The following is a 13,012-nucleotide window of genomic DNA, read 5'->3' as shown; positions in this document are numbered from 1 at the left end:
AGCGGTCGTTCAGCCTGACGAGCGGCGAGAACTGCCGGACTCAGGTCTCCAGGGCGACGCCCTCGTAGATGTCCGCCAGCGGAATGACGACCGCGAGGCCGGGCAGGCCGAGCACGCTGTCGAGGCCAATGATCTCCTCCTCGACCCAGGACCCGCCGGACAGTCGGCGATAAACGGTCAGCCTCGGCGACTCCTGGTGCACCAGCACATAGACCTCAAGGCTTGGCAGGAGCCGGTAGTCGCCCCGTTTCTCCTGCTGGTCCGCGGTGCGGGTGGACCTGGACAGCACCTCCACGATCAGGCTCGGCGCGTCGAGTTCGAGGTCGTCCGGCCGGAACCGACCGCAGTCCACGGCAACGTCCGGCCGACGGAGATTGCCGTTCGGGATCCGAACGCCCGTGTCGGCGGTCGAGGTGACGCAACCGCTGCCGCGCAGCCGGTTGCGCAGCTCGGCCACCAGATTGACGACGATGCGGTCATGCCGGCGGCGCGCCCCGGTCATGCCGCGCGGGGCGTCGTCCTCCGGCGGGTGCTGCGGGCGCGGCACGCCGTCCACCAGTTCGTGGCGGCCGTCCGGCTGGTCGAGGTCCCAGAGGAGGAATTCCTCCGGCGTCATGCGCATGCGCTTCACAGGCTCCATCCGTCGCCTCCCGCCCTGGTTCCATCGTCCACCGTGCGCTTTTCCTTGTCCAGGGGCGCGCGGGCCCTTACAGGGGAGCCATGATCCCGCTTGCCGTTCCGCACGACCTGATCGTCATCCGCCATGGCCAGACCGCCTGGAACGCCACCGGCCGTCTGCAGGGGCGCGAGGACGTTCCGCTCGACGACATGGGCCGGGAGCAGGCCCGCCGGCACGGGCGGATGCTGAAGGCCCGGTTCGCGGCGCTCGGCCACGATCCGGACGGCTACGACTGGATCGCCTCGCCGCTGGTGCGGGCGACCGAGACGATGCGGCTGGCGCGCGAGGAGGCGGGGCTCGACCCGCTCGCCTTCCGGACCGACGAGCGTCTCGTCGAACTCGATTTCGGCACGTGGTCGGGGCTGACCCTGACCGAGATCCTGGAGCGCGACCCGGACGGCTACGCCGCCCGCCGGGCCGACCGCTGGAACCGGCCGCCGACCGGCGGGGAGACGAGCGAGGCCGCGCTGGCGCGGCTCGCGCCGGTGATCGAGGCGCTTTCCCGACCGACGGTGCTCGTCATCCACGGCGGGCTGAACCGGTTGCTGAAGGTGCTGATCGGCGCCCTGACGGCGGAGGAGTCGATCGGCTTCCAGACGCCTCAGGACCGGTTCTACGTCTGGTCCGGCGGCACCGTGGAATGGATCTGACGACTGTGACGCACGCCTTTCCCCACGACCTGATCGTGATCCGCCATGGCCAGACGGACTGGAACGCCTCCGGCCGCTACCAGGGCCGGGAGGACATCCCGCTCAACGACCATGGCCGCCGGCAGGCCCGGCGCAACGGCGAGGCCCTGAAGGCGCGCCTCGCCGAGACCGGGCGGGATCCGGAGAGCTACGCCTGGGTGGCCTCGCCCCTGAAGCGGGCGGCCGAGACCATGCGGCTGGTGCGCGAGGCGGCGGGCCTCGACCCGCTCGCCTTCCGGACCGACGAGCGGCTGATGGAGCTGGATTTCGGCCGCTGGTCCGGCCTCCGGGTGCCGGAGATCGCGCAGGCCGACCCGGGCGGCTGGGCCGCCCGCCAGGCGGACCCGTGGAACCACCCGCCGCCGGGCGGCGAGAGCCACGCCATGGTGGTGGGCCGGCTCGCCGCCGTGCTGGCGGAGCTGGACCGGCCGGCGGTGCTGGTGCTCCACGGCGGCGTCAACCGGGTGCTTAAGGTGATCCTCGGCGCCATGACAGAGGCCGACGCGCCGACCTTCCACACGCCGCAGGACCGGTTCTACGCCTGGTCCGCCGGCGAGGTGGAGTGGATCTGACCGGGCATTCCGCGCGCCGGCCGGCGAGGCGGGTCCAACGCTAACGTGGACGCGGTGCGATGGTCCGTCGGCGCGCGCGGGCGAGCCGGCCGGGCGGCGTTTGACGTCGGAGGCCCGGACGCCTAAAACCCCGGCCACATCGTCGGGGCGGCTCCTTCCATGTCACACAACACCTTCGGCCATCTCTTCCGCGTCACCACCTGGGGCGAGAGCCATGGGCCGGCCCTCGGCTGCGTGGTGGACGGCTGTCCGCCGGGCCTTCCCCTGACGGTCGCCGACATCCAGTCCTTTCTGGACAAGCGCAAGCCCGGCCAGTCGCGCTTCGTAACCCAGCGGCGCGAGCCGGACGAGGTGGAGATCCTCTCCGGCGTGTTCGAGGACGACCGCACGGGCGGTCCGGTGACCACGGGCACGCCGATCTCGCTGATGATCCGCAACGTGGACCAGCGCTCCAAGGACTATGGCGACATCCGCGACACCTACCGGCCGGGCCACGCCGACCTCGCCTACGACCTGAAGTACGGCGTGCGCGACTATCGTGGCGGCGGCCGGTCGTCGGCGCGCGAGACGGCGGCCCGGGTGGCGGCCGGGGCGATCGCCCGCAAGGTGATCCCGGGCGTCACCGTGCGCGGCGCGCTGGTGCAGATCGGCACGGAAAGGATCGACCGGGCGAACTGGGACTGGGCGAGCGTCGACGACAACCCGTTCTTCTGCCCGGACCCGGCGGCCGTGCCGCGCTTCGAGGCCTACCTGGACCGGATCCGGAAGGCCGGGTCGTCGGTCGGGGCTGTGATCGAGGTGGTGGCGGAGGGCGTGCCGGCCGGCTGGGGCGCGCCCATCTACGGCAAGCTCGACCAGGACATCGCCTCCGCCTTCATGTCGATCAACGCCGTGAAGGGCGTCGAGATCGGCGCCGGCATGGCGGCGGCCGAACTCACCGGCGAGGAGAACGCGGACGAGCTCCGCATGGGCAACGACGGCGCCATCCTGTTCTCGGCCAACCACGCGGGCGGCGTCCTCGGCGGCATCTCGTCCGGCCAGCCGGTGGTGGCCCGCTTCGCCGTGAAGCCGACGTCGTCGATCCTGACCGAGCGGCGCTCCATCACCAATGCCGGAGCGGAGACCGACGTGCTCACCAAGGGGCGCCACGACCCGTGCGTCGGCATCCGGGCGGTGCCGGTAGGCGAGGCCATGATGGCGATCGTGCTCGCCGACCATTTCCTGCGCCATCGGGCCCAGACCGGGCGGGACGGGGGCGTGGCGTTTCCCTTGCGGTGATGGCAATTGTGCGGACCCGTGCTATCCTTCCGGATGCCCGGAGAACCAAATGGCCAAGTCCGCCCTCGTCGCCAAGGATCGCCGCAAATCTCCTGCCGATCGGCCCGGCAACGGCCGACCGACGGAAACTCTGCACGGCGCTGACTTTTACGCCTGGACAAAGCTTCAATCCGCTCATCTCCGTGCGGGCAATGTCGGCGCGCTCGATCTCCTGCGCCTCGCGGAGGAGATCGACGAGGTGGGCAATGGAGTATACGACAAGCTCGAGAGTGCGCTGACAGTGCTGATGCAGCACATGTTGAAGTGGGATCATCAGCCGAACCGACGGAGCAGAAGCTGGGTCAACACCATCCGGGAACAGCGTCGGCGGATCTCTCGTCTTCTTCGGAAGAATCCAAGTCTGAAGTCGGAGTGGGACATCCTGGTGACCGACGCATACGACGATGCGGTGGATCGCGCGTCATCGGAGACCGATTTGCCGACGGATACATTCCCTAACGAATGTCCCTACGATGAGGACGTCATCCGAAACCGCGCCTTCGAATGGCCACCGACTACCTGACCCTCAGATCGGCAGCCGGGTCGTCCGCTTCACCGTCCGCAGCGTCAGCGTCGACTGCACGCGCACAACCCCCGGCAGCGGTGTCAGGATCTCCGTGTGGAGGCGCTCCAGGTCGGCGGAGTCGCGGTAGACGACGCGGAGCAGGTAATCGTGCTGGCCGGCGAGGAGGTAGCACTCCGTGATCTCCGGCACGGCGCGCACCGCCGCCTCGAACCGGTCGAGCGCGGCGCGGCCCTGGCTGTCCAGCGTGACCGACACGTAGGCGGTGCCCGGCAGGCCGGCGAGGCGCGGATCGAGAAGCGCCACGGTCCGGGCGATGAGGCCGCTCTCCTCCAGGAGTTTCGTCCGCCTGAGGCAGGCGGACGCGGACAGGTGCACCCGGTCGGCGAGCTCGGCGTTGGTAAGCCGGGCATTCTCCTGGAGCGCCGTCAGGATGGCGCGATCCACCGCATCGAGCTTCATTCTTCGCAGATCCTGCGGCCGAAGAGCCGTTCCGCCGCATCCTATGCGACGGAACGGCTTAAGTCTCCTCCACTCTCGCAGGAAGTTGCGCCGCGCCGATGCCACCATCGGCTTCCTCGATGGCGGCTGTCGTGTCGCCGTTCGGCCGCGCGCCCGCCCGTCGGCGCGCGACCGATGGCCGGACAAGGACCGGAACGGTCCGCCGGCATGCGTCCCCTGACGGCGGGCCGGAGGAGGACAGTCATGCGCGTCGGCGTTCCCAAGGAGATCAAGGACCACGAGGACCGTGTCGGCCTGGTGCCGTCGTCGGTTCGCGAACTGGTCGCGCACGGCCACCAGGTGGTGGTGGAGACCCGCGCAGGGCAGGGCATCGGCATGGACGACGCCGCCTACACGGCCGCCGGCGCCATGATCGCCGACACGGCGGACGAGATCTTCGCCTCGGCCGACATGATCGTGAAGGTGAAGGAGCCCCAGGCGGGCGAGCGCAAGAAGCTTCGCGACGGCCAGATCCTATTCACCTACCTGCATCTCGCTCCCGATCCGGACCAGTCGCGCGACTTGATGGCGTCCGGCGCCACCTGCATCGCCTACGAGACGGTGACCTCGCCGACCGGCGCGCTGCCGCTCCTCGCGCCCATGTCGGAGGTGGCCGGCCGGATGGCGCCCCAGGTGGGCGCCCACGCGCTGGAGAACGCGGGCGGCGGCATGGGCGTGCTCCTCGGCGGCGTGCCGGGCGTGCTGCCGGCGGAGGTGGTCATCCTCGGCGGCGGCGTGGCGGGCACCAACGCCGCCCAGGTGGCGCTCGGCCTCGGCGCCGACGTGACCGTGGTGGACCGCTCCCTCGACGTGCTGCGCCGTCTGGTCGCCACCTTCGGGGCGCGGGTGAAGACCGCCCATTCCAACGCCGACACCATCGGCCAGCTGGTGACGCGGGCGGACCTCGTCATCTCCACGGTGCTGATCCCGGGCGCGGCGGCGCCGAAGCTCGTGACCCGCGAGCATGTCGCCGCGATGAAGACCGGCTCGGTGCTGGTGGACGTGGCCATCGACCAGGGCGGCGCGGCGGAGACGTCGAAGGCCACCACCCATTCGGATCCGACCTATGTGGTGGACGGCGTGGTGCACTACTGCGTGGCCAACATGCCGGGCGGCGTCGCCCGCACGTCCACCTTCGCGCTCAACAACGCCACGCTGCCGTTCACCCTGGCGCTGGCCGACAAGGGATGGCGCAAGGCGCTGCAGGACGACCCGCACCTCGCCAACGGGCTCAACGTCCACGGCGGGCGGATCACCTACAGGGCGGTGGCCGAGGCGCTCGGCTTCGACTACCTGGAGACCGCAAAGGCGCTCGCCGCCTGAAGTGGCCCTTGGAAAAAACAACGATCGGGTCTATCGTCGGAGTGTCGGACGGGCTGTCGCCCGTCCGACGTTTCACTACGAAGCCAGAGTAACGCGGAGACAAAGCAGCCAGCCGCTCTGCGTTCTCTTGACCTGCAGTGTGATGCTCCACGGTTTCATCCGCATTGCAGTCACTCCGGTTGAAGGGCGAGGCCGATTGCCTCGTCAGGGTGGCCCATCCTCCCCGATGGCGGCGCTGGCTCACCGCCGGTCTGCTTTCGCCCTTCAACCGTCGTACTCTGAATATTCCTTGTTATAAATACAAATGCCGGTCATTGCAGGCGACCGTATTTGGGGGGCTCTGGCGTTGCTGGAGCGCCGTCGCCTTCCGCTGTTCCTCGCGCTCGAGGACAAGCGGTACCGGGTCGGTTCGCGGATGAACGCAACCGGCAGTTCATCGTATCGGACCCGGACCGACACCTGCTGTTCTTCTTCTCGCACTTTGGCGAGCGGCCAGCCGGATGACCCCCGCCGACCGCCCGCGTGAGGCTGTCGGCGCCGGCCGGGACGGCCTCTATCGCCGCAGCACCGCCACCACTTCCACGTGACTTGCCCAGCGGAACTGGTTGATCGGCGTGACGCTCTCGATCCGGAAGCCGCCGTCCACCAGCGTGCGCAGGTCGCGGGCGAGCGTCGCGGGGTTGCAGCTCACCGCCGCCACGGTCTTGACCTTCGACTTCGCGAGCCATGTGCTCTGCTCCGGCGCCCCCGTGCGGGGCGGATCGAACACGACCGCGTCGAAGGGCTCCAGTTCCTTTTCCACGAGAGGGCGGCGGCCGAGATCCCGCCGTTCGGCCGTGATGCGACCACGGCCCGTCATGGTGCGGGCGGCGCGGTCGAGCGCCGCGACGGCGCCGGCGTCGCCCTCGGCGGCATAGACGGTGGCATGGCGGGCGAGTCGGAGCGCGAAGGTGCCGACGCCGGCATAGAGATCCGCGACGCGCTTGGCCCCGGCGGTCGTCTCCATGACGATCCGCGCCATGGCCTCCTCGGCCTCGGCGGAGGCCTGCAGGAAGCCGCCCGGCGGCGGCACCACCGGGATCCCGTCGATGCGGACCACGGGCGGGCGGCGTTCCACGATCACCTCGCCGCCGACGGCGAGGCGGGCGAGGTCGAAGCGGCTGGCGAGGTCGATGAGCTTCAGGCGGAGGCGCTCCACCTCCTTGGCCGGAAGGCGCCCGACGGCCACGTCGAGACCTGCGGTGGAGTCCGTGACGGTGAGGTCGAGGGCGTCCTTGCGGGGTTGGACGAGCGTTGTGATCGCCTCCAGCGCCGGCTTGGCTTCGAGCAGCCGGGGCGTGACCACGAAGCAGACGCCGATGTCCACCACCGCGTGGCTGCCGCGCTGGTGGAAGCCGACCACCGGCCGTTTGCCCGCCATGATGCCCGCGAAGGTGGCCCGGCGGCGGGCGTTCGGCGGGACGGTGATGGTGCCGCTCACCGGGGGCGAGAGGCCCCGGTCGGCGAGGGCGTCGACCACGAGGGTGCGCTTGAACTCGGCGTAGAGGTCGGCGGAGAGATGCTGCAGCAGGCAGCCGCCGCAGACGCCGAAATGAGGGCAGGGCGGGTCCGCCCGGTCCGGCGACGGGGTCAGGATCTCCACGCTGTCGGCGCGGTCGCCGGCAAAGGTCGCCCGCACCCGTTCGCCGGGGAGCGTGTAGGGCACGAACACGCTGCGCCCGTCCAGGGTGGCGACGCCGTCGCCCCGGTGGCCCAGGCGGTCGATCTCAAGCTCGGTCACGGGTCGCTCCGATCAGGTATTCCAGGTTGCCGTCGCCGCCCTCGATGGGCGAGGGGATCATGGGGCCGGCGGTCCAGCCGGGCTGCGCGCCGAGCCAGGCGGCGATCCGCTCCGCCGCCGCGCGCCCGACCGCCGGATCGACGAGGCCGCCCTTGCCGATCGCCTCCCGCCCGGCCTCGAACTGCGGCTTGATGAGGAAGATCCCGAAGGCGCCCGGGACGGCGAGCGAGAGGGCGGGCGGCAGGGCGAGCGTGAGCGAGATGAAGGACACGTCGCAGACGATCGCCTCCACGGGTCCGTCCACGTGCTCGGCCGTGAGCACGCGGGCGTTCAGCCCTTCCAGGCTGGCGACGCGCGGGTCCGCGGCGAGGCGGGAGTGGAGCTGGCCGTGGCCGACGTCCACGGCCGTCACATGGGCGGCGCCGCGCTCCAGGAGCACCTGGGTGAAGCCGCCGGTGGACGCGCCGACGTCCAGGCAGCGCCGGCCGGCCGGGTCGAAGCCGGTGGCCTCCAGGCCGGCGATGAGCTTCAGGGCGGCGCGGGACACGTAGGCGGCCGCCGGGTCGTCGATCGCGACGGCTGCGGCGTCCGGCACCGTCTCGCCGGGCTTTTCGGCGCGCCGCCCGTCCACGGTCACGGTGCCGCGCAGGATGGCGTCGCGGGCGCGGGCGCGGCTTTCCGCGAGGCCGCGGGACACGAGCAGCTGGTCGAGGCGGGTCTTCGTCATGGCGCCGGTGTGCGCGAGCGGGCGCACGTTGGCAAGAGCGGCGGACGCCTGCCGGCCGGAAAAGCGCGAGGCGAGCGGCCGGCGGTGACAAAGCGGACCGGCGCGGCCATCATCCGCCAGATCAAGGGGCGAGGATTCGGCATGTGGATCGAGGGGCGGGCGCTCTATCGGGAGGGCCGAGGCGCGGCGCCGAGGAGCGTCACGGTCTCGCTGGACCTGCGCGGCCTGACCATTCGCGGGCTTTCGGGCGACGACATCGGCCACTGGCCGTTCGCGTCCCTCGTCCGCCTGCGCGGCGATCCGCTCGCCATCGGCCGGCGCAAGGCGGACGCGGCGCCGGATGCGCGGGTGGAGATCGCCGACCCGGCCACGCGCGCGGCGTTCGAGGCGGCGCTCCGGGCCATTCCGCGCGCCGAGGAGGGCACGGTGCCCCGCTCCTTCGTGGTGGCGAGCGCGGCCGTGATCGCGAGCCTCGCGCTGATGGTGGCGGCGGTGCTCTGGCTGATCTCGGCGGTGGCCGAACGGCTGGCCCCCATGATCCCGAGCGAGGTGGCGGAAATCCTGGACGCCCAGGCGCGCGAGCCGGTGCTTCGGGGGCTCGACACCACCGAGGGCCTGCGCTGCACGGGCGTGGACGGCGGCATCGCGCTCGGCCGTCTGGCCGACCGGCTCGCCCTCACCGGCGAGGCGCGGCCGCTCACCCTCGACGTGGCGGTCTACCGGTCGGACGTGCCGAACGCCCTCGCGCTGCCGGGCGGCACGGTGATCGTGACGAGCGCGCTCATCCGCCGGGTGCGCACGCCGGACGCCTTCGCGGGCGTGCTCGCCCACGAGATCGGCCACGTGCACCACCGGCACGGGCTCGCCCGGATCCTGCACGAGGGCGGCTTGACGGTGGCGATCGCGCTCGTGACCGGCGACCCGGCGGGCATCGCCGCGAGCGCCGGCCGGCTCCTCGCCGGAGCGGCCTATTCGCGGGAAGCGGAGCGGGAGGCGGACGCCTTCGCGGTGTCGGCCGTGGCGGCGGCGGGCGGCGACCCGAAGGCGCTCGGGCCGTTCCTGACTGACCTGGAGCAGGCGGGCGGCGGTCCGGCGAGCGGCCCCTTGAAGCTCCTCGCCACCCATCCGGTGTCGCGGGAGCGGGTCGCCGCCATCGAGCGCGCGGCCGGCGAGGAGACCATGGGTGACGGACCGCTCGTGTCCGACGCGGACTGGACGGCGGTCCGGGAGATCTGCGGCTGAGTGGTGTCGGCGGTCGCTTCGCCGCATGGCGGCCGCTCGGGCGCGCCCCTATCGACAGGCCCGGGCCGCTTCCGGCAGGCTGGCGCGGGGCGCGACGGCAGGTTGCCGAGGGCCGGGGCCGGAGAGTGCCGGAGAGTGTGATGTCCAGACCGCTCGTGTTCGACCGCAGCTTCGATCCGGCCTACGGGACGGCCGTGGAGATCGTGCCCGGCCTCCGCCGGCTGACGGCCCGCAACCCGGGCGGCTACACCTTCCACGGGACCAACACCTACCTGGTCGGCACGAACGCCCTGACGGTGATCGACCCCGGCCCGGAGGACGAGGCCCATGTGGCGGACATCCTGAAGGCGGCGGGCGGCGCGCCGATCACCCACGTGCTCGTCACCCACACCCACCGGGACCACTCGCCGGCGACGCGGCTCCTCAAGGACCGGACGGGCGCCCTGGTGCTCGGCGCCGGGCCGCACCGGCCGGCGCGCGCCATGCTGGACGGTGAGGCGGGCGCCCTGGACGCCTCAGCCGACTTCCTGTTCGCCGCCGACCGGGAGCTCGCGGACGGAGACGTGGCCGAGACGCCCGCGGGCCGTTTCCGCGCCATCGCGACGCCGGGGCACACGGTCAACCATCTGGCCTTCGCGCTGGAGGACAGCGGCCACCTGTTCTCCGGCGACCACGTGATGGGCTGGTCCACCTCCATCGTGGCGCCGCCGGACGGCGCGATGGCCGACTACATGGCCTCCCTCGACCGGATCGCCGCCGCGCCCGAGACGCGCTACCTGCCGGGCCATGGCGGCGCGGTGGAGGACGGGCCGGGGTTCGTGGCGGGCCTGCGCGCCCACCGTCTCGCCCGCGAGGCGGCGGTGCTCGCGGCCGTGGCGGCCGGGGCCGGGACCGTGCGGGCGATCGTCGAGACGGTCTACCGGGACACGGACCCGAAGCTCTGGGGCGCGGCGGGGCTGTCCGTGTTCGCGCAACTGGAGTGGCTGGTGGAAAAGGGGATGGTGACGACGGACGGCCCGGCGCGGCTGCACGGGGCGTATCGGGCGGGCTGAAGGGGAGCCATGCGCTCCTCCGGGTGGCGGCGGCCTCGGAGACGCGGGTCTCCTCGACGTTCGCTTGCCGCACCGATTGAGGGAAAGTGTTATCCCTCCCCTCAGGGGAGGGTCCGGCGGAGCCGGGGGAGGGGTTGTGTTTGTGGGTGGGGAAGGGCGCGTTTCTTGTCCTGGACAAGGCGCTTGTCCAGGCAGAAGACAACCCCTTCCGGCCCTTCGGGCCACCTTCCCCTAAGGGGAAGGATATCTGCTCCCTACAAGGCGCTTGGCCAGGCCGAAGATGATCTCTTCCGGCTCTTCGGGCCACCACCGGCCCGGAGACGCGGGTCTCCTCGGCGTCGGCATTGCCGAACCGATTGAGGGGAAAGTGTAATCCCTCCCCTCAGGGGAGGGTCCGGCGGAGCCGGGGGAGGGGTTGTGTTTGTGGGGTGGGGAAGGGGCGCGTTTCTTGTCCTGGACAAGGCGCTTGTCCAGGCAGAAGACAACCCCTTCCGGCCCTTCGGGCCACCTTCCCCTAAGGGGAAGCATATCGGCTCCTTACAACGCGCTTGTCCAGGGCGAACGCAAACCCTTCCGGCCTCCGCTCTCCCGCCCTGCCTTTCAATCCGCCGGGCGGGTGAGGATCTCGTCTATGGTGGCGAGGAAGGTTCGGACGTGGCGGGCGTTTTCGCCGAGGTCGTGGACGGCCATGCGGGAGGCGGAGCGGATGTCGATGCGCGAGCCGCCGGCGTCGGGCCAGACGCGGATCGCCACGTCGTCCGGGATGCCGAGGGTCAGCGAGCGGGCCTCGGCCTCCAGGAAGCCGGCGTCGGCCTCGGTGGCGGGTTCCTGCTCGGCCACGATCACCCAGCCGAGCTCCGTCGCCGTGAGGTGGACAAGGCCCTGCGCTTCCACGGTGGAGAGGGGCAGCCGCCGGCCGACCAGGTCCGGGTAGGCGTCCGCCTGCAGGCGCGCCGCCTCGGCCGGGTCGAGGGCGCCGGCCGCCTTCCGGCTCGGGTCGGTGAGGAAGGGCGGCGGGCTGGTGCGGTCGGTGGAGACCTCGGTCAGCTCCGGATAGACGCCGACCGCGAGGGCGACCCCGGCGAAGGGCGTGAGCGCCAGCACGGCCGCCACGAAGGCGACAGCCGCGCGGCCGAAGCCCGGGGCGCCGCGCCGCCAGATGTCGCCGAACGCGATGGCCGAGGCGACGAGGCCGCCGAGCGCCAGCACCAGCACGCCCGCCAGGGTGGCGAAGAGGGTCGGCGTGTCGATGAGGTCGAACCGGCGCGCCAGCACCGCCTCCACGAGCACCACGAGGGCGAAGACGGAGAACTCCCGGGCGGCGCCCGCCGCGCGGGCGGGCTTCGGCGGCAGCGGTTTCAGCATGCGGCCGTCCCCACGGTCAGAGCGTGTCGCGCGGATTGTAGGGCTTCATCTCGCGCCAGCGCCGCATCAGCTGTTCGAGGCCCGCGTCCGCGCCGTCGGGCAGCACGATGCGCGGGGTCACGTAGAGGTCGCCGCGGCCGCCGGCCTTGTCGGGCAGGCCCTTGCCCCTCAGCCGGAGCGCCTTCGCGCCGGTGGTCCCGGCCGGCAGCGTCATCTCCACAGTGCCTTCCAGGGTGGGCACCCGGATGCGGCCGCCGAGAACGGCCTCGTCCAGGCTGACCGGCAGGTCGAGGCGCAGGTTCACGCCTTCCGGCCGGAACAGGGGATGCGGCTCGAAGGTGAGGATCACGATGGCGTCGCCCGCCGGATCGCCGTCGCCGCCCTGGCCCTTCAGGCGCATCTGCGCGCCGGGCTCGAACCCGGCCGGCACCTTCACGTCCAGCGCCTTGCCGGAGGGCAGGGTGACGCGCACCTTGCCGGTCTCCACCATGTCCTCCAGGCGGACCCTGGCGGTGACCATCACGTCCGTGCCCTTGCCGAGGCCCGGGCGGGCACCGCCCGCCGCCCCGCCGGCGGACGCGAACTCGAACGGATCCGGACCCGCCCGGCGACGGCCGCGGGCCTGGCCGCCGGCCGCGCCGGAGCGCGCGAAACCCGCGAAGGCGTCGCCGAAGATCTCGTTGAGGATGTCGTCGGTCGCCCTCGGGTCGGCCCCGCGACCGCGGAACCCGCCGCCGCCGAAGCCTTCGAACCCCTGGAACCGGGGCTTGCCGTCCGGGCCGATCTCGCCACGGTCGAACTGGGCGCGCTTCTCGCTGTCGCCCAGGATCTCGTAGGCCGAGTTCACCTCGTTGAACTTCTCCTTCAGCGCCGGGTCGTTGGCGTTGGCGTCCGGATGATACTGCTTGGCCAGCTTGCGGAAGGCCTTCTTCACATCGGCCTCGGACGCGGACTTCGGCACGCCGAGGACGGTGTACGGGTCGCGCATGGTGACAGAAAACCTCTTGGAAACGGAGAGCCGGCGCGTCCCCCCGACGCCCTCGGCCCATGTCCTTGGACAGTTGTCCACCCTGGGACAGTTGTCCACCGTGAGACAGTTGTCCATCAATGTGGTGTCGAACGGCGGCGCGATAAAGATCCCGCCACCTCCGCAGAAGTCCGAATGGCCGGCGGCGGGGCCGGTCGGGCAACGGCGCGCAGCGACGAATCGAGCGCTTCAGCTTACGCTCGGCCGGCGGGTGT

The 13,012-nt window shown here is 71.7% G+C and carries 13 protein-coding genes; 7 read left to right on the top strand and 6 right to left on the bottom strand.

Features of this window, described 5'->3' with window-relative positions; translation table 11 throughout:
* Positions 1 to 40: 40 nt before the first annotated feature.
* Entirely contained in the window at positions 41 to 640 is a 600-nt protein-coding gene (locus tag HND91_RS06985) for a Uma2 family endonuclease (RefSeq protein ID WP_181705836.1), read from the bottom strand.
* Positions 641 to 720: 80 nt separating this feature from the next.
* Here HND91_RS06985 and HND91_RS06980 point away from each other — a divergent pair, with 80 nt between their 5' ends.
* The 4 genes from HND91_RS06980 to HND91_RS06965 all read left to right on the top strand — a co-directional run bounded on the left by HND91_RS06980 (position 721) and on the right by HND91_RS06965 (position 3,780).
* Positions 721 to 1,329 carry a histidine phosphatase family protein gene (locus HND91_RS06980; protein ID WP_181705835.1) on the top strand — a complete coding sequence of 203 codons (609 nt, stop codon included), beginning with the start codon at positions 721 to 723 and terminating at the stop codon, positions 1,327 to 1,329.
* A complete protein-coding gene (locus HND91_RS06975; protein WP_181705834.1) occupies positions 1,320 to 1,940 on the top strand; it encodes a histidine phosphatase family protein in 621 nt (206 codons plus the stop codon). Before HND91_RS06980 ends, HND91_RS06975 begins: the two co-directional genes overlap by 10 nt.
* Before the next feature lie 159 nt (positions 1,941 to 2,099).
* A complete protein-coding gene (gene aroC / locus HND91_RS06970; RefSeq protein ID WP_181705833.1) occupies positions 2,100 to 3,218 on the top strand; it encodes a chorismate synthase in 1,119 nt (372 codons plus the stop codon).
* Positions 3,219 to 3,267: 49 nt separating this feature from the next.
* On the top strand, positions 3,268 to 3,780 hold the full coding sequence (locus HND91_RS06965) for a DUF29 domain-containing protein (protein ID WP_181705832.1): 513 nt from the start codon (positions 3,268 to 3,270) through the stop codon (positions 3,778 to 3,780).
* A gap of 3 nt (positions 3,781 to 3,783) precedes the next feature.
* On the opposite strand, the gene HND91_RS06960 is transcribed toward HND91_RS06965, so the two are convergent.
* Positions 3,784 to 4,242 carry an Lrp/AsnC family transcriptional regulator gene (locus tag HND91_RS06960; protein ID WP_181705831.1) on the bottom strand — a complete coding sequence of 153 codons (459 nt, stop codon included), beginning with the start codon at positions 4,240 to 4,242 and terminating at the stop codon, positions 3,784 to 3,786.
* A 243-nt stretch (positions 4,243 to 4,485) separates the two neighbouring features.
* Between HND91_RS06960 and ald the strand changes: the two genes are divergently transcribed.
* Positions 4,486 to 5,604, top strand: a complete 1,119-nt coding sequence (gene ald, locus HND91_RS06955; RefSeq protein ID WP_181705830.1) for an alanine dehydrogenase — start codon at positions 4,486 to 4,488, stop codon at positions 5,602 to 5,604.
* 553 nt (positions 5,605 to 6,157) lie between these two features.
* Here the strand turns inward: ald and HND91_RS06950 are convergent.
* On the bottom strand, positions 6,158 to 7,384 hold the full coding sequence (locus HND91_RS06950) for a TRAM domain-containing protein (RefSeq protein ID WP_181705829.1): 1,227 nt from the start codon (positions 7,382 to 7,384) through the stop codon (positions 6,158 to 6,160).
* Positions 7,371 to 8,111 carry a TlyA family RNA methyltransferase gene (locus tag HND91_RS06945; protein WP_181705828.1) on the bottom strand — a complete coding sequence of 247 codons (741 nt, stop codon included), beginning with the start codon at positions 8,109 to 8,111 and terminating at the stop codon, positions 7,371 to 7,373. Before HND91_RS06945 ends, HND91_RS06950 begins: the two co-directional genes overlap by 14 nt.
* Before the next feature lie 84 nt (positions 8,112 to 8,195).
* Between HND91_RS06945 and HND91_RS23200 the strand changes: the two genes are divergently transcribed.
* Positions 8,196 to 9,353 carry a M48 family metalloprotease gene (locus HND91_RS23200; protein WP_181705827.1) on the top strand — a complete coding sequence of 386 codons (1,158 nt, stop codon included), beginning with the start codon at positions 8,196 to 8,198 and terminating at the stop codon, positions 9,351 to 9,353.
* Positions 9,354 to 9,493: 140 nt separating this feature from the next.
* The gene (locus HND91_RS06935) at positions 9,494 to 10,405 is read left to right on the top strand and encodes an MBL fold metallo-hydrolase (protein WP_181705826.1); all 912 of its coding nucleotides are present in this window, start codon (positions 9,494 to 9,496) and stop codon (positions 10,403 to 10,405) included.
* Positions 10,406 to 11,005: 600 nt separating this feature from the next.
* On the opposite strand, the gene HND91_RS06930 is transcribed toward HND91_RS06935, so the two are convergent.
* Together HND91_RS06930 and HND91_RS06925 are read right to left on the bottom strand one after the other, a co-directional pair.
* Positions 11,006 to 11,770 carry a DUF1499 domain-containing protein gene (locus tag HND91_RS06930; protein WP_181705825.1) on the bottom strand — a complete coding sequence of 255 codons (765 nt, stop codon included), beginning with the start codon at positions 11,768 to 11,770 and terminating at the stop codon, positions 11,006 to 11,008.
* A 16-nt stretch (positions 11,771 to 11,786) separates the two neighbouring features.
* Positions 11,787 to 12,758, bottom strand: a complete 972-nt coding sequence (locus tag HND91_RS06925; protein WP_181705824.1) for a DnaJ C-terminal domain-containing protein — start codon at positions 12,756 to 12,758, stop codon at positions 11,787 to 11,789.
* Positions 12,759 to 13,012 lie beyond the last annotated feature (254 nt).

The sequence above is a fragment of the Chthonobacter rhizosphaerae genome (assembly GCF_013839525.1).
Classification (GTDB): Bacteria; Pseudomonadota; Alphaproteobacteria; order Rhizobiales; family Pleomorphomonadaceae; genus Chthonobacter; species Chthonobacter rhizosphaerae.
The sequence above is the reverse complement of the archived record's forward strand: the minus strand, read 5'-3'. Positions and strand labels throughout refer to the sequence as shown.